The sequence below is a fragment of the Microbacterium kyungheense genome (assembly GCF_006783905.1).
In the GTDB taxonomy this organism is placed as follows: Bacteria; Actinomycetota; Actinomycetes; order Actinomycetales; family Microbacteriaceae; genus Microbacterium; species Microbacterium kyungheense.
On sequence record NZ_VFPE01000007.1, the window covers coordinates 211,629 to 231,223 of the forward strand.

Here is a 19,595-nt window from a genome sequence, read left to right on the forward strand (position 1 = left end):
TCCCGTCCCCCGAGCCTCAGCCGATGAAGGCCCACATGAGGAACGCGCCGTAGGCGACCGACGTCAGCGACGTGAGGCCGAGGGCGACGACGAGCTCGCGCGGATCGCGGTAGGTCCAGACGATGAGCATCGCGGGGAGGCCCGCGAGCAGCGCCAGGAGCGTCAGCCACGCGATCGGGTAGCCGATCCACGCCAGGAACACGGCGATGAGGAACGCGAGCAGCAGGAACACCGTGAACAGCACCTGCGTCGCGCGACGGCCGATCAGCACCGTGAGGGTCTTCTTGCCGGCGGCACGGTCCTGGTCGATGTCGCGCAGGTTGTTCGCGAGCAGCACGGCGCACGCGATGAGGCCGGCGCCGACCGCGCCGAACCAGGCCTCCTGGGGCAGCGCGAGCGCCTGCACCCACGTCGTGCCGAGCGTGGCGACGAGTCCGAAGAAGACGAAGACGAAGAGCTCGCCCAGGCCGTAGTAGCCGTACGGACGCTTGCCGCCCGTGTAGAACCAGGCCGCGATGATGCACACCGCGCCGACGGCGATGAGCCACCACTGCTGCGTGCGGATCGTGATCGCGAGCCCGGCGAGGGCGGCGATCGCGAAGAACGCCAGCGCCACGATCAGCACCGTGCGCGGCTTCGCCCGGCGGCTCGCGGTCAGGCGCGACGGGCCGACCCGGAAGTCGTCGGTGCCGCGGATGCCGTCGCTGTAGTCGTTGGCATAGTTGACGCCGATCTGCAGCGACACCGACACGATGAGGCAGAACAGCGCGATCACCCAGTGGAACACATCGGTCACGATGATCGCGGCGCCCGTGCCGATCAGGATCGGCGTGATCGCGAGCGGCAGTGTGCGCAGCCGGGCTGCGCCGATCCAGTCGCGCGTCGTCGCCTTCTCGACGTGCGCGGGGTCGCGCGAGACGTGGGACTTCTGGGGGTTGCCGCGCGGGTGCTGCTTCTTCGGGCCCGCGGTCTTGCGCTTCTTGCTCGGGGTTCCTGCCACGAGAGCACATCATAGGGCTCGGGTTTGTGTCGGCGCGGCGTCAACCCCCTGGCCGGCGGTGCGCAGCGCGGCTCAGGATGGGCGGCATGCTGAGCATCGGAACCATCGTCCTGACGGTCGAAGACATCGCGCGCGCCGGCGACTTCTGGCGGGCAGCGCTCGGGTACGTCGACCGGAGCGAGCCGAGCGACGACTGGGTGATCCTCGACCCGCCCGGCAAGTCCCACTGGGCTGCGCCGGGTGCGAGCCTCGCGCTGTCGGTGACGGGGTATCCGCAGCACTACCCGCCGCGCATCCACCTCGACCTCTACGCCGAGGATCAGGCCGCCGAGGTGCAGCGGCTGCTGGGCCTCGGCGCGCGCGAGGTCGACTGGGATCACTACCCCGAGGACGCCGACTGGATCGTGCTCGAAGACACCGAGGGCAACCGGTTCTGCGTGGTGCAGAGCGGTCCGTATCCCGCGGCCTGACGCGTCAGTGCAGGGCGGCGACCGCGCGGCGGATCGCTTCGCGGTCGGGTTTGCCCGACGGCAGCGTCGCCAGTTCGTCGACCAGCACGAGCCGCTTGGGGCGGGCGTGCGGGCCGATCTCGGCCTGAACTGCGGCGCGCGCCTCGTCGAGCTGCACCGCTTCGCTGCGGCGGAGTGCCTCGCCTCGTGAGGCGACGATGACGGATGCCTCACCCCAGCGCTCGTCCGGGATCCCGACGACCACCGCAGTGTGGAGGCCGGGGACCGATCGGACGATGCGCTCGACGCGGTCCAGCGAGATGTTGACCCCGCCTGAGACGATCACGTTGTCGATGCGGCCGCGGATGCGCAGCACGCCGTCCTCGAAGAGGCCCGCGTCGCCCGTGCGATACCAGCGCCGGCCGTCGGCTTCACGCAGGAAGACGGCATCCGTCCTCGCCGGATCGCCGAGGTAGCCCTCGGCCAGCGTGGGACCCGAGATCTGCACCTCGCCGCCCGCGATGCGCACCTGGACGCCGCGCAGCGGCACGCCGTCGTACACGCACCCGCCGCTGGTCTCGGTGGAGCCGTACGTGCGGGCGATGCGGACCCCCGCGGCTTCGGCACGCTCGAGCGTCGCCGCCGGGAGCGCCTGACCGCCGACGAGGATGCGCTCGAACGAGCGGAGCGCTGCCAGGGCGTGGGCATGGTGGTCGGCGGCGTCCAGCAGCTTGGACAGCTGAGCGGGGACCAGCGACGTGTAGGTGGGCACACGTTCCCCTCCCACCGACGACGTCATGGTCAGCGCCGCCGCCGTGAAGGCCTGCGGCGTGAACGCGCCCGACAGGATCGCGGGCTCGCGGTCGGCGACGAGCGAGCGGACCAGCACCTGCAGCCCGGCCACGTAGCTCGCCGGCAGGGCGAGGAGCCACGCGCCGTCGCCGATGCGGTCCGCGGTGGCCAGCGCGCTGGCGGTCAGCGCGTCGCGGCTCAGCACGACGCTCTTCGGCACGCCCGTAGACCCCGACGTCGTGACGACCACGGCGGTGCCGGGACGCACCTCCGTCGGGAACCCCTCGACCATGCCGAGCCCGAGGGCAGGGCCGGCGCCGTGGAGGGCACCGCGCAGCGCCCGCAGGATGTCACGCGGGTCGTCGCCGACGACGGGTTCGAGCTTCATGGCGTCAGTAGTGCCAGGGGTACGGCGACCAGTCGGGGTCCCGCTTCTGGAGGAACGCGTCGCGGCCTTCCACCGCCTCATCGGTGCCGTAGGCGAGGCGCGTGGCCTCGCCGGCGAACACCTGCTGCCCGACCATGCCGTCGTCCACGGCGTTGAACGCGAACTTCAGCATGCGGATCGCGGTCGGCGACTTCGTGAGGATGGTCCGGGCCATGGCCACGGCCTCCTGCTCCAGCGCCGCGTGGGGAACGACGCGATTGACGGCGCCCATCTCGTACGCGCGCTGCGCCGAGTACTCCTCTGCGAGGAAGAACACCTCGCGCGCGAACTTCTGCCCGATCTGCCGAGCGAAGTACGCCGAGCCGTAGCCGGCGTCGAACGAGCCCACGTCGGCGTCCGTCTGCTTGAAGCGGCCGTGCTCGGCCGACGCGATCGAGAGGTCGCAGACCACGTGCAGCGAGTGCCCGCCGCCGGCCGCCCACCCGGGGATCACCGCGATCACGACCTTCGGCATGAACCGGATCAGCCGCTGCACCTCGAGGATGTGCAGGCGCCCGGCGCGCGCCTGCGCGTCCGCGCCGACGGACTCCTCGGACTCGGAGTACTTGTAGCCGTCACGGCCGCGGATGCGCTGGTCGCCGCCCGAGCAGAACGCCCAGCCGCCGTCCTTGGGGCTCGGGCCGTTGCCGGTGAGCAGCACGACGCCGATGCGCGGATCCTGACGGGCGAGGTCGAGCGCACGGTAGAGCTCGTCGACGGTGTGCGGACGGAACGCGTTGCGGACCTCGGGACGGTCGAAGGCGATGCGCGCGATGCGTCCGTCCGTGGAGACGTGCGAGGTGATGTCGGTGTAACCGCCCTCGGGAGCTCCGGCCGCCGGCATCCACTCGTCTTCGTCGAACAGTTCCGAGACACTCACGCGCCCAGCCTACGGCGGGGCGCAGGCGCGCGTCATACGGGCGTCATCCGGAACCGGACAGGGGATGCCGCCGACTACCCTTGATCGGTGACCTCGACTCTTCGCACCCTGGCCGTGGCCGCGGCGTCCGCCGCTCTGCTGATCACCCTCTCCGCCTGTTCCACCCCGTCGCCCGATCCGACGACGAGCGCGTCGGCGCAGGCGTCGACCGATGCCGCCCTCGCGGTGCCGGACGCGTGCGAGGGCGACGAGGGCGTGACCGTCGTCGTCGACGCGAGTGCCCTCGGCGACGCCGACGACGTCTCGGGCACCTGGTGCGTGAGCGCCGACGACACGATCGGGGCGGCCGACGCGCTCACCGCCGCTCAGGTGCAGACCGAGGGCACCGACCAGTACGGCGATCAGGTCGTGTGCCGCGTCAACGGCGTACCCGCCGAGGACGAGGCGATCCCCGCCGAGGACGGTTCGGACTACTTCGAGAAGTGCGAGTCGATGCCGGCCGCCTTCGCCTACTGGTCGCTGTGGGTCAAGCCCACGGGCGGCGAGTGGGGCTACGCGCAGGAGGGCCTCGCGACGCAGCAGCTCGAGCCCGGCGACGCCGTCGAGCTGCTGTTCACCCTCAACGGCGAACCGGCGGCGCCCGCGTCATGATCCTCCGGCCCGGGCCCCTGCGGGCGGCGGCGGTGCTCGCCGCCGGCTTCGTGGCGGCCCGGGTCGTCTACCGCATCCTGTTCCACGGGGCCGATGGCTCGGGAACGGTCCTGCTCCCCCTCCCCGAGGTGCGCCTCGCGCCGCCGTTCGCGCACGTCGTGCTGCTCGGCCCGGTCACGACGGACGGCCTCGTGGGGGCCGTCGCCGGCGCACTGCCGATCGCCCTGGCGATCCTCGCGTTCGGGGTGCTGAACTCCCTCGTCGACCTGCACCGTGTGTTCGCCCGCGCGTCGCGGCGCGGCCCGCTGCGGGGCATCGCCCGGGCGCTCGCGATCGCCTGGGCGACGCTGCCCTCGCTCGCCGACGGCGCCCGCGCGGTGCGCTTCGCGCAGCGGCTGCGCGGCGAGCGCGGCGGGGTCCGCCTGCTGCTGCCCCTGCTGCAGCGCACCCTGGAGCGCGCGGGGCACGTCGCCGCCGCCCTCGAGCTGCGCGGCTTCGCCGGCCGCGGCCTCGACGGCGACTGCCTCGCACCCGTCGAAGCGCGGGCGGTGTCGATCGGTTTCGATCCGGCGAGCGAAGCGGACCGGACACGCGGAACCGCGGGTCTCGACACCCCTTCAGGGAGTCGCACGGCGCCGGCGATGCGGGATGCCTCGTCCCCCGGCATCCGCCTGCCCGAGGTCTTCACACTGGAAGCCGGCACCCTCACGCTCGTCACGGGCACGACCGGTTCCGGCAAGTCGACGCTGCTGCGGGCGATCGCGGGGCTGCACACCCACACCGACGGCGGATGGATCGCCGGGACGCTGCGGGTCGTCGGACACGACCGCGCGGCGGTGCCTCCGCGCGACCTGGCACAGCGCGTCGGGGTGGTGCTGCAGCATCCCCGCGAGGCCTTCGCGACCGAACGCGTGCGCGACGAGATCGGACTGGCGCTCGAGCTGCGCGGGGTCGCGCGCGTGATCGTCGGGGCCCGCGTCGCCGAGGTCGCCGAGCGGGTCGGCATCGCACGCCTGCTCGACCGGCCGACGCGAGGTCTCTCCGCGGGCGAGGCGACGCTCGTCGCCATCGCCGCCGCGATCGTCGAGCACCCCATCCTGCTGCTCGTCGACGAGCCGCTCGCCGACCTCGACGCCGAGGCACGCGTGCGGGTCGCCGGTCAGCTGGGATCGCTCGCGCACGAGGCCGGGATGTGCGTCGTCGTCGCCGAGCACCGCGTCGGGGCGCTGGCGCCGGTCGCCGACGAGGTGCTGCGGATCGACGACGGGGTGGCCCGGGTCGTGCCGGCGTCCGACGTCGCGGACGGCGCCGCGGACGGCGCCGCGGAGGTCGCGTCGGCCCCTCGCGGCCCGGGTGCCGAGCCGGTGCTTCGGGCCCGCGGCATCACCGTGACGCACCGCGGCACGGTGGCCGTGTCCGGCGCCCATCTCGACCTGCGCGCCGGGGAGATCGTCGCCCTCACCGGGCCGAACGGCGCCGGCAAGTCGAGCCTGCTCGGCGCGCTCGCGCTGCCGGAACGAGGGTCGGACGTTGCGGCCGCCGGGTGGGTGGCCCTCGTCCCTGACGCGTCGGACGACCTGTTCGTGTACGACACCGTCGCGGGCGAGTGCGCGCGGGCGGATCGGCACCGGTCGACGCGCCACGCTTCGTCTCGCTGGCGCTCGCTCAGCGACCGGGGGGCCGAGTTCCGGACGCTGAGCGAGCGAGGAACGAGCGAGACGAAGCGCGACCCTGGCACCCCGGAGACGATGCCGAGCGAAGCAGCCGAGCTCCGGACGCTGAGCGAGCGAGGAACGAGCGAGACGAAGCGCGACCCGGGCGCGCGGGAACAGGCCGGCACCGCGGCACGGTTCGCCGGCTTCCTCGGCCTGGATCCGGAGGGCCCCGAGTTCGCCGCGCGGCTGGCGCGGCATCCCCTCGACCTCTCCGCCGGAGAGCGGCGCTGCCTGGCCCTGGCGATCCAGCTCGCGACCGCCCCGCGGGTGATGCTCGTCGACGAGCCGACGCGCGGCCTCGATCCCGCCGCCCGCGCCGTCGTCTGGGCGGCGCTCGTGACGCTCGCCGACGACGGCACCGCGGTGCTCGTCGCCTCGCACGAGCCTGAGATCGCCGCACACGCCGACCGCGTGCTGCAGATGCGGGCCGGGACACTGGCTGCCGCGCCGGCGGCGCACAGAATTCAGCAGAATCGCACGCCGCAGCGGCGCGAGGCCCGGAATCCCGCACCGCCCGCGGCGCCGACCCCCAGATCTCCTGAAGTCTCGACGGTCCGGGCCCCGGAACGACCGGCCGCGGGACCCGCCGGGCCGCCGGCATCCCGTCGTCCCCTCCTTCCGGTCGCGGCCCTCGTCGCGGCGAACCTCGTGGCGCTCGGCGCGTTCTGCTGGCCCCTCGTCGCGACCGCGGTGCCCGCTCAGGCGCACGCGGCCGTGCCGGTGGCGGCCCTCGCCCTGGCCCCGCTGGCCGTGCTCGTGGTGATCGCGACGCTCGACGGCACCGTCCGGTCGGCGCACATGCTCGCGCTGCTCGGCACGCTCGCCGCGATCGGCGCGGCCGTGCGGATCGCGAGCACCGGGGTGGGCGGGGTCGAGGCGGTGTTCGTTCTGCTGATCCTCGCCGGCCGCGCGTTCGGCGCGCGCTTCGGCATGCTGCTGGGCATGGCCTCGATCGCCCTGTCGACGCTCGTCACCGGCACATTCGGCCCGTGGACCCCGTTCCAGATGTTCGCCTGCGCGTGGGTGGGGGCGGGCGCGGGCCTCCTCCCCCGGCTGCGCTCGCGTGCCGGCGAGATCGCGATGCTCGCCGTCTACGGCGTCGTCGCCTCGTACCTCTTCGGGCTCATCATGAACCTCTGGTACTGGCCGTTCGCGGTGGGCTACGGCACCGGCATCTCGTACGACGGCTCGGCGCCGCTGTCCGTGAACCTGTCGAGCTTCCTGCTGTACTCGCTGGTGACGTCGACGCTCAGCTGGGACACCCTGCGCGCCGTCACCACGGTCATCGGCCTGGTCGTGGTCGGGCGTCCGGTGCTCGCCGCGCTCCGTCGCGCCAAGCCCCTGCAGCAGCCGCCGTGGACGGGCACGCCCGTCGGGCGCCGTGTCGCGGCGACGGCGCCTGCTCGCCGCTGAGACCGGGCTCAGTCCGCGCTGTCGAAATCGGCATGCGCGCCAGAACACAGCGACAGCGCATGACGGTTTCGACAGCGCGAAAGGCCAGGTCGGCGCAGAAGCTGCAGCGCGTGCCGATCTCGACAGCGCACAGAGGGGCACCAGCGGCGCGCACAGCCGGGGAAGGGTGGATGCCGGGGCCCCGGCATCCACCATCCACGAGCCGGAGGATCAGACCGAGAAGTACTTCGCCTCGGGGTGGTGGAACACGAACGCGTCGGTCGACTGCTCGGGGTGCAGCTGCAGCTCGTCGCTGAGCTCGACGCCCATGCGCTCGGGACGCAGCAGCTCGACGACCTTGCGGCGGTCCTCCATGTCGGGGCACGCCGGGTAGCCCAGCGAGAAGCGGGCGCCGCGGTACTCCAGCTTGAACAGGCCCGCGGTGTCGGTCGGGTCCTCGGCCGCGAAGCCCAGCTCGGAGCGGATGCGGGCGTGCCAGAACTCGGCGAGCGCCTCGGTCAGCTGCATCACGAGGCCGTTGAGCTCGTAGTAGTCGCGGTACTTGTCTTCGGCGAAGAGCTTCGCCGTCACGGCGTCGATGGCAGCGCCCGCCGTCACCAGCTGCACCGGCAGCACGTCGACCTCACCCGACGCGCGGGAGCGTGCGAAGTCCGCCAGGTTCAGGTGACGGTCGCGGCGCTGGCGCGGGAAGTGGAAGCGCAGCCGGTCGGTGCCGACGGGGCCGCCGCTGCCGCCGTCGGGGGCGAGCAGGCCGGGCACGCCCAGCACGCCGGCCGGGTCGTCGGCGTGGTGCAGGACGACGAGGTCATCACCCTCCGACACGACCGGGAAGTAGCCGTACGCGACGGATGCGTCGAGCATGCCCTCGGCGAGGATGCGGTCGAGCCAGTAGCGCAACCGCGGCCGGCCCTCGGCCTCGACCAGCTGCTCGTACGAGAGCCCGTCTTCGCCGCGGCCGGGCTTGAGGCCCCACTGGCCCATGAACGTCGCACGCTCGTCGAGGAAGGCGGCGTAGTCCTGCAGCGCGATGCCGCGGACGATCCGGGTGCCCCAGAAGGGCGGCGCGGGCACCGGGTTGTCGGATGCCACGTCCGACCGTGCCGGCATGGCCTCGGGTTCGGTCAGCGTGAGCTTGGAGCCGGCCGCATGGCGGCGCTTCTTGAGCTCGGGCAGTCCGACCGATGCCGGGTCGGCACCGCGGGCGATCTTGACGAGCGGCTCCATGAGGGCGAGGCCCTCGAACGCGTCGCGTGCGTAGCGCACCTCGCCGTCGAACAGGCTCGCGAGGTCGTCCTCGACGTACGCGCGGGTGAGCGCGGCGCCGCCGAGGATGACCGGCCACTTCTTGCCGAGCCCGCGGGACTGCAGCTCTTCGAGGTTCTCCTTCATCACGACCGTCGACTTCACGAGCAGCCCTGACATGCCGATCACGTCGGCGTCATGCTCCTCGGCGGCGGCGATGATGTCGGCGATCGGCTGCTTGATGCCGAGGTTGATGACGTCGTACCCGTTGTTGGTCAGGATGATGTCGACGAGGTTCTTGCCGATGTCGTGGACGTCGCCGCGCACGGTCGCGAGCACGATGCGGCCCTTGCCCGAGGCATCCGACTTCTCCATGTGAGGCTCGAGCAGCGCCACGGCGTTCTTCATGACCTCGGCCGACTGCAGCACGAACGGCAGCTGCATCTCGCCCGCGCCGAACCGCTCTCCCACGACCTTCATGCCCTCCAGCAGGTGGTCGTTGATGATCGCGAGGGGCGTCATGCCCTCGGCGCGCGCGACGTCGAGGTCGGCTTCGAGGCCCTTGCCCTCGCCGTCGATGATGCGTCGCTGCAGGCGCTCGCCCGTCGGCAGCGCGGCGAGCTCGGCGGCGCGCTGGTTGCGCAGCGCGGCGGTGTCGACGCCCGCGAACAGATCGAGCATGCGCGCCAGCGGGTCGTAGGTGACGTTGCCGTCGGCGTCGTACTCGCGCCGGTCCCATACCAGGTCGAGGGCGACCTGGCGCTGCTCGTCCGAGATGGAGGCGAGCGGCACGATCTTGGCGGCGTCGATGATGCCGCTCGTGAGACCCGCCTCGACCGCCTCGTGCAGGAACGCCGAGTTCAGCACGCTGCGCGCGGCCGGGTTGAGGCCGAACGACACGTTCGAGACGCCGAGGGTCGTGTTGATGCCCGGGTACTTCGCGGTGATGCGGCGGATCGCCTCGATCGTCTCGATCGCGTCGCGCCGGGTCTCCTCCTGCCCAGTGGCGATCGGGAAGGTCAGGCAGTCGACGATGATGTCGCTCACCCGCAGGCCCCACTCCCCGGTCAGCTCGTCGACCAGACGCGACGCGATGCGCACCTTGTCGTCGGCGGTGCGGGCCTGCCCGTGCTCGTCGATCGTGAGGGCGATGACAGCGGTGCCGTGCTCCTTCACGAGCGGCATGATGCGTCCGAATCGGGATGCCGCGCCGTCGCCGTCCTCGTAGTTCACCGAGTTGACGACCGGGCGTCCGCCGATGAGCTCGAGTCCGGCGCGGATCACGGCCGGCTCGGTCGAGTCCACGACGAGCGGCAGGGTCGACGCGGACGCGAAGCGCGAGACGACCTCGCGGATGTCGGCGACGCCGTCGCGGCCCACGTAGTCGACGCACACGTCCAGCAGGTGGGCGCCCACGCGGATCTGGTCGCGGGCGATCTCGACGCAGTCGTCCCAGCGCCCCTCGAGCATGGCCTCGCGGAACGCCTTCGAGCCGTTCGCGTTGGTGCGCTCGCCGATCGCGAGGTACGAGGCATCCTGCTGGAACGACACGTGCTGGTACAGCGACGCGACGCCGGGCTCCACGGCCGGGTGGCGCTCACCGGCGGTGCGCAGCGGACGCAGGCGCTCGACGACCGCCTCGAGGTGCTCGGGCGTCGTGCCGCAGCATCCGCCGATCAGGCCCAGGCCGAACTCGCGCACGAACTGCTCGTGCGCCGTTGCGAGCTCCGCCGGCGAGAGCGGGTAGTGGGCGCCGTTCGCGCCCAGCACGGGAAGGCCGGCGTTGGGCATGCAGGCGATCGGCACCGTGGCGTGCTGGGAGAGATGCCGCAGGTGCTCGCTCATCTCGGTCGGTCCGGTGGCGCAGTTCAGGCCGATGGCGTCGACGCCGAGCGGCTCGATCGCCGTGAGCGCCGCGCCGATCTCGGAGCCCATCAGCATCGTGCCGGTGGTCTCGACGGTCACCTCGACGAAGATCGGAAGACGGATGCCGCGGCTCACGATCGCCTGACGACAGCCGTTGATGGCGGCCTTCGTCTGCAGCAGGTCCTGGCTGGTCTCGACGAGGAAGGCGTCGGCGCCGCCGTCGATGAGGCCCTCCGCCTGCAGCGCGAACGTCTGCTTCAGGTTGTCGTAGGTGGTGTGGCCGAGGCTCGGGAGCTTCGTGCCCGGCCCCATCGACCCCAGCACCCAGCGCTCCCGGCCGTCAGCGGCCTCGGCCGCCTCGACGCGCTCGCGTGCGATGCGCGCGCCCTTCTCGGCGAGCTCGGCGATGCGGTCCTCGATGCCGTAGTCGCCGAGGTTCGACCAGTTGGCGCCGAACGTGTTCGTCTCGACGGCATCCACCCCGACCTCGAGATAGGCGTCGTGGATCGCGCCGACGACGTCCGGGCGCGAGACGTTGAGGATCTCGTTGCAGCCCTCGAGCCCCTGGAAGTCGCCGTCGATCGTGAGGTCGTGCCGCTGCAGCATCGTGCCCATGGCGCCGTCGGCGATCACGACACGGCCGCGCACGGCGTCCAGCAGCCGCTGCGCACGCTCGGGGCGCGGCACCCCGTCGATGTCGAGGGCGAAGCGGGGTGCGGAGGTCACAGCGGTCACCCCGCGATTTTAGTCGCGGGGTGACCGGCCGGCGCCGTTGATGACGGGCCGCTCAGACCCGCGGAGCGCCCGGCGTGCGGCATCCACTGCTCTGCCACCGTCCGTGCCGGCTGTCTGCGGATCAGGCGTTCTTGGAGTCGCGCCAGCGCAGCCACGACTCGATGAGCTCGAAGTCGAAGTCGGGGCCGCGGAATCCGAACGTGATGAGGCGCGCGCCCGCGTCGTACAGCGCGTCGCCGTGCTCGACGCCGTGTCCGTACACCTCGTTCGAGATGACGAGGTTCGAGGTGTCGCGCCCCTCGCGCTCGGCCCAGCGCTCGATGACGTCGACCTTGTGCGCGATCTCGTCGGGCCGCACGAAGCTGTGCCAGATGTCGGCGTGGCGGGCGACGAGGCGCAGCGTCTTCTGCTCGCCCTTGCCGCCGATCATCACCGGGATCTTGCGCGTCGGAGCGGGGTTGAGTTTCGCCCAGCGGGCCTCGACGCGCTCCAGGCCCGCGGCCAGATCGTCGAGCCGCGAGCCGGGCGTGCCGAACTCGTAGCCGTACTCGTCGTAGTCGCGCTGGAACCATCCCGCGCCGGTGCCGAAGATGAAGCGACCGGTGTCGCCGCCCTTCGCCGAGATGTGGTCGATCGTCCGGGCCATGTCGGCCTGCAGGTCGGCGTTGCGGTAGCTGTTGCAGTTGACGAGGGCGCCGAACTCGACGCGTTCGGTCTGCTCGGCCCACGCGCCGAGCATCGTCCAGGACTCGAAGTGGAGACCGTCGGGCTCGCCGGTCAGCGGGAAGAAGTGATCCCAGTTGAACAGGATGTCGACGCCGAGGTCTTCGAGCCGGCGGACGGCGTCGCGGATCCCGTCGTAAGGGGTGTGCTGGGGCTGGATCTGTACGCCGAAGCGCACGGGAGTGTCGAGGAGGGGCATGGGGAAAGACTAGGGCCGCGCCGAGGGGAGCATCCTCGTTTGAGGACACGCGCTGAGATGCGGACCCGATCACGCGATCGGATCCGCATCCCGGCTGCGGCCCTCAGTCGAGGGCGTGCGCGGCGCGGCGGGACCTGGCCGCCTTCAGTGCGGCATCCGTCGTGTCCCAGATCGCGACCCCGACGATCACGAACCCGACGATCGTGACGATGATCGTCTGCACCGTCTCGCCGTCGGCGCCCTCGATGATCGACGGGAAGAAGTCCGGGTTGATCAGGCGCCCCTCTGCCAGCAGCCACAGCGCCGGCACCGCGATGATGAGATTCAGGATGCCGTTTGCCACGGCCAGCGCGACGGTCCAGCGCCCGACGCCGTAGACCGCGATGGCGAGCACCGCCTCCATGGCCATCACGAGGAACAGCGCCATGATCCACCACGGCCACAGTCCGTCGTCCAGGAACGGCAGACCGCGCTGCGTCGGCACGAGGCCGATGAAGTGGTCCCACAGGATGACGCCGGCCATCACCAGCAGGAAGCCGATGGAGGTGATCATGTCGCCCAGGCCCGCCCCGCGCTGCCGCGGCTCGGGCAGGCGCTCGGGCGTCCAGGGGCCGGAGGTCATGGTCTCGTGGCCGGTGCGCTCCAGCACGACGAAGACGAGCGTCACCCAGAAGGCGATGTGCAGGGCGGCGGTCAGCACGGCGACGACGGCGGACCCGATGACCTCGCCGATCGTCGCACCGCTGAGGACCTGGCCGAGCGCGACACCGAAGGCGACGCAGGGCAGCACGATCCACAGCAGCAGCTTGAGCAGGCGCCACCAGTCGAGGTAGTAGCGCGGACCGATGAGGTGCAGCTGCCGGCCGGTGTAGCCGGCGGCGAGCACATCGGGGTCGCCGAGGTCGGTGAGCACGGCGCGCTCGGCGGACTCGGGGTCGGCGCCGTCCGCGATCCGCGCCTCGATCTGGTCGTCGATCGACCCGCGCAGTTCGGCGGCGAGGTCGTCCCGCTGTGCTTCGGGGACGGTGCGCATCGCGGCGTCGATGTAGCGGTCGGTGAGGGTGTCGGTGGTGGTCATGGCTTTCTCCGTGGGGTTCACAGTTCGGTGTCGAGCCCGCCGATCGCGGTCGCGATCGCACGGAAGTCGTCGGTCAGTGCGCCGGCGAGCCGGATGCCGGCGTCACTGGTGCGGTAGAACTTGCGGGGCCGCGCCTCGTCGGTGTTCCACTCGCTCGTGAGGAACCCCTGCTTCTCGAGACGGCGCAGCAGGGGGTACAGGGTGTTGGCGTCGGTGGGGAACCCGCGCTCCCCCAGCTCTTCGAGCAGCCCGTAGCCGTACCCGGGCGTCTCGAGCAGCCGCAGGCATGCCAGCACGACGGTGCCGCGCCGGAGCTCCTGCAGGTGCGTCTCGAGGGTCTCGGTTTCGCTCATGTCTCACACTGTACTGTGCGACACACACTATCGTCAAGCGCACATTGTTATCGGCCTGACTTGGCTCAAATGCACGACACGCCCGGCGTGGCGCGTACATCTGAGGCAAGTCACCGGGTGGAGGCGGAGGATGGGGAGGTGAGCAGCGACGCACCCCTCCCCCCGCTCGGCGAGATCCTCGACACGGCGCACGTCGTGGCACTGCCGTTGGCGACGCGATTCCGCGGGGTCGATGTGCGCGAGGCGCTGCTCTTCCAGGGCCCCGAGGGGTGGGCCGAGTTCTCGCCGTTCACCGAGTACGGCGACGTCGAGTCGTCCACCTGGCTGGCGGCCGCGATCGAGGACGCGTGGATGCCGCGGCCCGAGCCCGTCCGCGGCACGGTCGGCGTCAACGCGACGGTGCCGGCCGTGCCCGCCGACGCGGTGCCGGGCGTGCTGGCCCGGTTCGACGGATGCCGCACCGCCAAAGTCAAGGTCGCCGAGGCCGGACAGCGCCTGGCCGACGACGTCGCGCGCGTGCGCGCCGTCCGCGAGAGCATGGGCCCCGAAGGACGCGTGCGCATCGACGCCAACGGCGGCTGGAACGTCGACGAGGCCGAACGCGCGCTGCACGCGCTGGCCGAGTTCGATCTCGAGTACGCCGAGCAGCCGTGCGCCGGCGTCGAGGAGCTCGCCGAGCTGCGGCGCCGCGTGAAGTACATGGGCATCCCGATCGCTGCCGACGAGAGCGTGCGCAAGGCCGCCGACCCCCTCGCCGTGGCCCGCGCCGGCGCCGCCGACCTGCTCGTCGTCAAGGCGCAGCCGCTGGGCGGGGTGCGGCGCGCGCTGCAGATCGTGGCCGAGGCGGGTCTGCCCGCGGTGGTGTCGAGCGCACTGGACACGTCGGTGGGGCTGTCGATGGGCGTGGCGCTGGCCGCCGCCCTCCCCCGGCTCGACTACGACTGCGGGCTCGGAACGGCGTCGCTGTTCACCGCGGACGTCTCGGCGCCACCGCTCACCCCTCGGGACGGGATGCTGGCGGCCGGGCGCGTGACGCCCGACATGGCGCTGCTGGCCGAGCACGCGGCGCCCGCCGAGCCTCGGCAGTGGTGGCTCGACCGTGTGCGGCGGTGCCACGCGGTGCTGAGCGCCGAGGGCTGAGGATCAGACCGGGTCGACCAGTGCCGTCGCGAGGCGCGCGGTGCGCTCGTTGACGAGGGTGTGGGTCGCCTCGGGGTCGAGGCCGCTCATCACGGCGAACGCCGCGGTGTCTTCCCACGTCTGCAGGATGAGGCCCGCGAACTCGGTCGCGGGCACGCGCAGGCGGAAGCCGTAGGTCTGAGCGAGGTTCTCGATGAACGAACCGACGCGCTCGACGAGATTCGCCTGCCACTCGATGTACGCCTTGGCCAGGCGCGGGTCGCGCATGGCGCGCGTGCGGATCTCGCTCGTGAGCAGGATGCCCTGCTTCTTGTCGAACGCCGCGTCGAGGAGCCGGCGCACCAGATCGCCCGGTTCGAGCTCTTCGCCGCGCGCCTGCAACGCCGCGACGCGGTCGGCGACCTCGTCGATCTTCTCGCCGGCGACCCGCTCGGTGAGGGCGAGCATCAGCTCGTCCTTCGTCTCGAAGTTGGAGTAGAACGCTCCGCGGGTGAAGCCGGCCCGCTCGCAGATCGCCTCGACGGAGGCGGCATCCACCCCGACCTCGGCGAAGACGAGGGCCGCGGCATCCAGCAGCTTCTGCCGGGTCGCCTCACGACGGGGGGACGTGACGGCGGTGTCTGCCGTCTGGGTGTCGGTCATCGGTTCTCCTCTCCGCCAGTCTCACACGGACTACTCAGGTTCGGGCGGCGAACCCGCCTTACGATACACTCATGTATCCGATACAGCGCTGTATCGACAGTTCCCGAACCTCAACCTCTCACCCGTAACCGGAGGATGCGCTGTGTCGACTGTCCTGTATGCGCTCGGCCGCTGGTCGTACCGTCACCCGTGGCGCGTGCTCGTCTCGTGGCTGCTGCTGCTCGCGCTGGCCGGCGGCGGCGCCGCGGTGTTCATGAAGGGCACCGACAACTCGTTCTCGATCCCCGGCACCGAGGCGCAGGAGGGCATCGCGCTGCTCGATCGCAGCTTCCCCCAGGCCAGCGGCACCAGCGCGCAGATGGTGGTCGTCGCAGCCGACGGCGACAGCGTCGCCGATGCCCCGTACCGGAGCGACATCGGCGACGCCGTCTCGCAGTTCGAAGACATCGACGGCGTCATCGCCGTGACCGACCCTTACGACGAGATGGTCAGCGGCATGGTCGCCGAGGACGAGTCCGCCGCCATCGTCCGGCTGCAGTTCGACGGCCAGTCGACCGACGTGTCGGACGAGACCAAGTCCCAGCTCGAGGACGTCGCCGCCGACCTCCGCGACACCCTGCCGGCCGGTTCGCAGGTGGCGATGGGCGGCGACCTGTTCTCGACGTCTGTGCCCGCGCTGTCGCTCATCGAGGCGGTCGGCGTGCTCATCGCCCTCTTCGTCCTCATCGTGACGTTCCGCTCGTTCGCCGTGGCCTGGTTCCCGCTCGTCTCGGCGCTCATCGGCGTGGGACTGGCGATCGCCCTCATCTACGTGTCCACGGCGTTCGCGTCGATCTCGTCGACCACCCCGATGCTCGCGATCATGCTCGGCCTGGCGGTCGGCATCGACTACGCGCTGTTCATCGTCGCCCGACATCAGGACCAGGTGCGCGCCGGCGAGGACCCCGAGGAGTCCGCCGCGCGCGCCACAGGCACGGCCGGCTCGGCCGTCGTGTTCGCCGGGGTGACAGTGCTCATCGCGCTCATCGGCCTCGGCTTCGCCGGCATCCCGTTCCTCACCACGATGGGCATCGCCGCGGCCGTCGCCGTCGCGATCGCCGTCGTCGTCGCCATCACCCTCACGCCGGCGCTGCTCGGGTTCGCGAAGGAGCGCGTCGCCGGGTGGGGCCACGGCAGGAAGCATCGAGGGATGCCGCTTCCCGGCCGCCGTCGGGCGGCGGAGGCCGACGCCACCGAGGCCGCGGACGACAGCGCCCCGGACGACGCGCACGCCGACACCCGCGCGGCGACGAGGGCGCAGACCCTCACCCCGGCCGCCAAGAAGCCCAACCGCTGGGTGATGCTCGTGACGAAGCATCCCCTCATCACGACCCTCGCCGTCGTGATCACCCTCGGCGTGGTGGCGATCCCCGCCGCGAGCCTCGCGCTGGCGCTGCCCAACGCAGGCCAGCAGCCGGAGTCCAGCCAGGCGCGTCAGGCCTACGACCTCACCGCCGAGCACTTCGGCGCCGGCGCCAACGGCCCGCTCATCATGACGGGGACGATCGTCACCTCGACCGACCCGCTCGGGCTCATGGACGACCTCAAGACCGAGATCGAGAAGGTTCCGGGCGTCAGGGAGGTCGCCCTCGCGACCCCGAACGAGACCGCCGACACCGGCCTGATCCAGATCGTGCCCGAGACCGGCCCCGACGACCCCGCGACCGCCGAGCTCGTGCGCGCCCTGCGCGACCTCGCCCCGGAGCTGAAGGACGAGTACGGCGTCGATCTGCTGGTCACCGGCTTCACCGCCGTCGGCATCGACATCTCCGACCAGCTCGGTGCGGCCCTGCTGCCGTTCGGCATCTTCGTCGTCGGGCTCTCGCTGATCCTCCTGATGATCGTGTTCCGCTCGATCTGGGTGCCGCTCACCGCCGCGCTCGGCTACCTGCTGTCGGTGCTCGCCGCGTTCGGCGTCGTATCGGCCGTGTTCGAGTGGGGCTGGGGCGCAGACCTGCTGCACGTCGACAAGACGGGTCCGGTCATCAGCTTCATGCCCATCATCCTCATGGGCGTGCTGTTCGGCCTCGCGATGGACTACCAGGTGTTCCTCGTCAGCCGCATGCGCGAGGACTACGTGCACGCCCGCCGCGGCGCCTCGTCCCACGCCACCCGCAGCGCCCGCGACATCGCGATCGGCGCCGTGCGGTCGGGCTTCACCGCATCCGCGCGCGTCGTGACCGCCGCCGCCGTCATCATGTTCGCGGTGTTCGCCGCGTTCGTCCCCGAAGGCGACTCGTCGATCAAGCCGATCGCACTCGGCCTCGCCGCCGGCATCGCGATCGACGCGTTCCTCGTGCGCATGACGCTGGTGCCCGCCGTGATGGCGCTGCTCGGCGACAAGGCGTGGTGGATGCCGCGCTGGCTCGACCGCGTGCTGCCCCACTTCGACATCGAGGGCGAGGCCGTCGAGCGCGAACTGTCGCTCGCCGACTGGCCCGAGCCCGGCACCACGGCCGTGGTCGTCGGCGAAGACGTCGGCGTGCTGGCGGACGGCGGGAAGTCCGTGGGCGAGGTGGCGCTGTTCGACGGGGCGACCTTCCGGGTCGAGCCCGGCGGCACGCTCATCGCGACCGGCGACCCGCGCGCGACCCGCGCGTTCGCCCTCGTCGCGGCCGGACGCCTCGCCCCCACCGACGGACGCCTGCGCGTGGCCGGCCACCTGCTGCCCGAGCGCGCCGCCTGGGTGCGCGGCCATGTCGGCCTCGCGCTCCTCGGAGACGCGGACGACCGCGTCGACAGCCTGCGCCGCGCACTGTCGGGTCGCGCCGAGCTCGTCGTGATCGACGGCGTCGACGCACTGGACGGCGCCGAGCGCGACCAGGCTGCCGCGCTGCTGCGCGACGCCACCGCCGCCCTCGCGGCGCGGGCGACCGCCGAGCGCACGCCCGCACTCACGCTCCTCCTGACCTCGCGCACCGACAGCGCCGCCCTGGCGCTGCTGGCCGACGCGCACCGCCCGGCGCTGTCCACGCTGACGCTGCAGACGGGCGCCACCCGCTCCTCCACCACCGCAGAGGTGAACGCATGACCCCCAACTGGATCACCACGGCCATCGAGCGCTCGCGCTCCCGGCGCCCCGTCACGTGGCTGACGCTCGTCGGCGTGCTGCTGCTGCCCGTCGTCATCGGCGGCATCCTCGTCGCCGCGCTGTACAACCCGACCGAGCGGCTCGACACGCTCACCGCCGCCGTCGTGAACGAGGACGAGCCGGTCACGATCGACGGCCAGATGGTGCCGCTCGGCCGCCAGCTGACCGCGGGCCTCGTCGAAGGATCGGACGACGTCGACAGCAACCTCACCTGGACGATCTCGAACGCCGACGACGCCGCTGCAGGCCTGGCCGACGGCACGTACGCGGCCGTCATCACGATCCCCGAGAACTTCTCGGCCGCCGCGACCTCGACGCAGCCCGGCGAGACGCCGGAGAAGGCGACGATCGAGGTCACCACGCCTCCGGACAGCCTCATCGTCGACGACGCCATCACCGCTCAGGTCGCATCGGTCGCGGCATCCAGCATGGGCACGCAGCTGTCGCAGGTGTACCTCGAGAACGTGTTCCTCGGCTTCACGACGCTGGGCGACCAGCTCGGCACCGCCGCCGACGGCGCGACACAGCTCGCCGACGGCGCGACGCAGGCGTCGTCGGGCGCGGTCAGCCTCGCCGACGGGGTGCGTCAGCTCTCGGGCGGCGCGGCGCAGCTGTCGTCGGGCATCACGCAGTGGGCAGACGGAGCGGGAACGGCGGCCTCCGGCCTCGGCCAGTGGGCTGCCGGCGCGCAGACGCTCGGCGGAAGCACGCGGCAGATCGCGGGCGGCATCCAGCAGATCGGTTCGGGACTCGCACAGTGGCCGCAGATCCCGCAGAGCGCGATCGACCAGGCGAACCAGCTCGCCGCGAACAGCCCCGCGCTCAAAGCTCAGGCGGCCGCGTCTGTGACGCAGCTGCGTGATCTCGCCCAGACCTGCGAGGCCGGCTCCAACGCACAGGAAGTCTGCGACGGCATCGCGGCGGCGGCAGACCGTGCGCAAGCCCTGCTCACGCCGGTCAACGGCATCCTGGATCAGTCGGGCATGATCGCGCAGGGGCTTCAGGGCATGAGCCAGCTCCCCGCCCTCGGCAACACGCTCGTCGGCCTGTCGGGCAACCTGCAGCAGGTCGCCGGCGGCATGGACGGACTCGCGAACGGCGCGACTTCCGCCTCGAGCGGTGTCACGCAACTCGCCGACGGCGCGGCCCAGCTCGCGTCG

The 19,595-nt window shown here is 71.9% G+C and carries 14 protein-coding genes; 6 read left to right on the top strand and 8 right to left on the bottom strand.

Translation table 11 applies throughout. From position 1 onward, the window contains the following. Positions 1–16: 16 nt before the first annotated feature. A complete protein-coding gene (locus FB391_RS18320; protein ID WP_141896519.1) occupies positions 17–1,000 on the bottom strand; it encodes a 1,4-dihydroxy-2-naphthoate polyprenyltransferase in 984 nt (327 codons plus the stop codon). An 86-nt stretch (positions 1,001–1,086) separates the two neighbouring features. Between FB391_RS18320 and FB391_RS18325 the strand changes: the two genes are divergently transcribed. Further along, positions 1,087–1,470, top strand: a complete 384-nt coding sequence (locus FB391_RS18325; RefSeq protein ID WP_141896521.1) for a VOC family protein — start codon at positions 1,087–1,089, stop codon at positions 1,468–1,470. A 4-nt stretch (positions 1,471–1,474) separates the two neighbouring features. Here FB391_RS18325 and FB391_RS18330 read toward each other — a convergent pair whose 3' ends face one another. After that, positions 1,475–2,629 (bottom strand): AMP-binding protein, encoded by a 1,155-nt coding sequence (locus FB391_RS18330; RefSeq protein WP_141896523.1) that lies wholly within the window; start codon positions 2,627–2,629, stop codon positions 1,475–1,477. A gap of 4 nt (positions 2,630–2,633) precedes the next feature. Next, positions 2,634–3,548 carry a 1,4-dihydroxy-2-naphthoyl-CoA synthase gene (locus FB391_RS18335; RefSeq protein WP_141896525.1) on the bottom strand — a complete coding sequence of 305 codons (915 nt, stop codon included), beginning with the start codon at positions 3,546–3,548 and terminating at the stop codon, positions 2,634–2,636. An 87-nt stretch (positions 3,549–3,635) separates the two neighbouring features. Here FB391_RS18335 and FB391_RS18340 point away from each other — a divergent pair, with 87 nt between their 5' ends. Both FB391_RS18340 and FB391_RS18345 read left to right on the top strand, forming a co-directional pair. Continuing rightward, positions 3,636–4,199: a hypothetical protein gene (locus FB391_RS18340; RefSeq protein WP_246093609.1), complete on the top strand. Its 564-nt coding sequence runs from the start codon at positions 3,636–3,638 to the stop codon at positions 4,197–4,199. Then, the gene (locus tag FB391_RS18345; protein ID WP_141896527.1) at positions 4,196–7,327 is read left to right on the top strand and encodes an ATP-binding cassette domain-containing protein; all 3,132 of its coding nucleotides are present in this window, start codon (positions 4,196–4,198) and stop codon (positions 7,325–7,327) included. The genes FB391_RS18340 and FB391_RS18345 overlap by 4 nt, the downstream gene beginning before the upstream one ends. A gap of 210 nt (positions 7,328–7,537) precedes the next feature. Here FB391_RS18345 and metH read toward each other — a convergent pair whose 3' ends face one another. From metH to FB391_RS18365, 4 genes are all read right to left on the bottom strand, one after another. Then, complete coding sequence (metH, locus tag FB391_RS18350) at positions 7,538–11,170, bottom strand: methionine synthase (RefSeq protein ID WP_141896529.1); 3,633 nt, start codon at positions 11,168–11,170, stop codon at positions 7,538–7,540. A 121-nt stretch (positions 11,171–11,291) separates the two neighbouring features. Further along, entirely contained in the window at positions 11,292–12,092 is an 801-nt protein-coding gene (locus tag FB391_RS18355) for an LLM class F420-dependent oxidoreductase (RefSeq protein ID WP_141896531.1), read from the bottom strand. Positions 12,093–12,195: 103 nt separating this feature from the next. Continuing rightward, positions 12,196–13,170: a permease prefix domain 1-containing protein gene (locus FB391_RS18360; RefSeq protein ID WP_141896533.1), complete on the bottom strand. Its 975-nt coding sequence runs from the start codon at positions 13,168–13,170 to the stop codon at positions 12,196–12,198. A 17-nt stretch (positions 13,171–13,187) separates the two neighbouring features. Continuing rightward, positions 13,188–13,523, bottom strand: a complete 336-nt coding sequence (locus FB391_RS18365) for a PadR family transcriptional regulator (RefSeq protein ID WP_141896534.1) — start codon at positions 13,521–13,523, stop codon at positions 13,188–13,190. Positions 13,524–13,661: 138 nt separating this feature from the next. Here FB391_RS18365 and FB391_RS18370 point away from each other — a divergent pair, with 138 nt between their 5' ends. Continuing rightward, positions 13,662–14,663, top strand: a complete 1,002-nt coding sequence (locus FB391_RS18370; protein ID WP_246093610.1) for an o-succinylbenzoate synthase — start codon at positions 13,662–13,664, stop codon at positions 14,661–14,663. Between the two features lie 3 nt (positions 14,664–14,666). Here the strand turns inward: FB391_RS18370 and FB391_RS18375 are convergent, their stop codons facing one another. Further along, positions 14,667–15,305, bottom strand: coding sequence for a TetR/AcrR family transcriptional regulator (locus FB391_RS18375; RefSeq protein WP_141896539.1), 639 nt, complete (start codon positions 15,303–15,305; stop codon positions 14,667–14,669). 142 nt (positions 15,306–15,447) lie between these two features. Here FB391_RS18375 and FB391_RS18380 point away from each other — a divergent pair, with 142 nt between their 5' ends. Beyond that, on the top strand, positions 15,448–18,375 hold the full coding sequence (locus FB391_RS18380) for an MMPL family transporter (protein ID WP_141896541.1): 2,928 nt from the start codon (positions 15,448–15,450) through the stop codon (positions 18,373–18,375). After that, on the top strand, positions 18,372–19,595 hold a 1,224-nt coding region (locus FB391_RS18385), incomplete at its 3' end, for a YhgE/Pip domain-containing protein (RefSeq protein ID WP_141896543.1). The genes FB391_RS18380 and FB391_RS18385, both read left to right, overlap by 4 nt.

Coding starts and splice junctions, on each gene's coding strand:
- FB391_RS18325 (WP_141896521.1), top strand. CDS start 1,087: ATGCTGAGCATCGGAACCATCGTCCTGACGGTCGAAGACATCGCGCGC.
- FB391_RS18330 (WP_141896523.1), bottom strand. CDS start 2,629: ATGAAGCTCGAACCCGTCGTCGGCGACGACCCGCGTGACATCCTGCGG.
- FB391_RS18345 (WP_141896527.1), top strand. CDS start 4,196: ATGATCCTCCGGCCCGGGCCCCTGCGGGCGGCGGCGGTGCTCGCCGCC.
- FB391_RS18355 (WP_141896531.1), bottom strand. CDS start 12,092: ATGCCCCTCCTCGACACTCCCGTGCGCTTCGGCGTACAGATCCAGCCC.
- FB391_RS18360 (WP_141896533.1), bottom strand. CDS start 13,170: ATGACCACCACCGACACCCTCACCGACCGCTACATCGACGCCGCGATG.
- FB391_RS18365 (WP_141896534.1), bottom strand. CDS start 13,523: ATGAGCGAAACCGAGACCCTCGAGACGCACCTGCAGGAGCTCCGGCGC.
- FB391_RS18375 (WP_141896539.1), bottom strand. CDS start 15,305: ATGACCGACACCCAGACGGCAGACACCGCCGTCACGTCCCCCCGTCGT.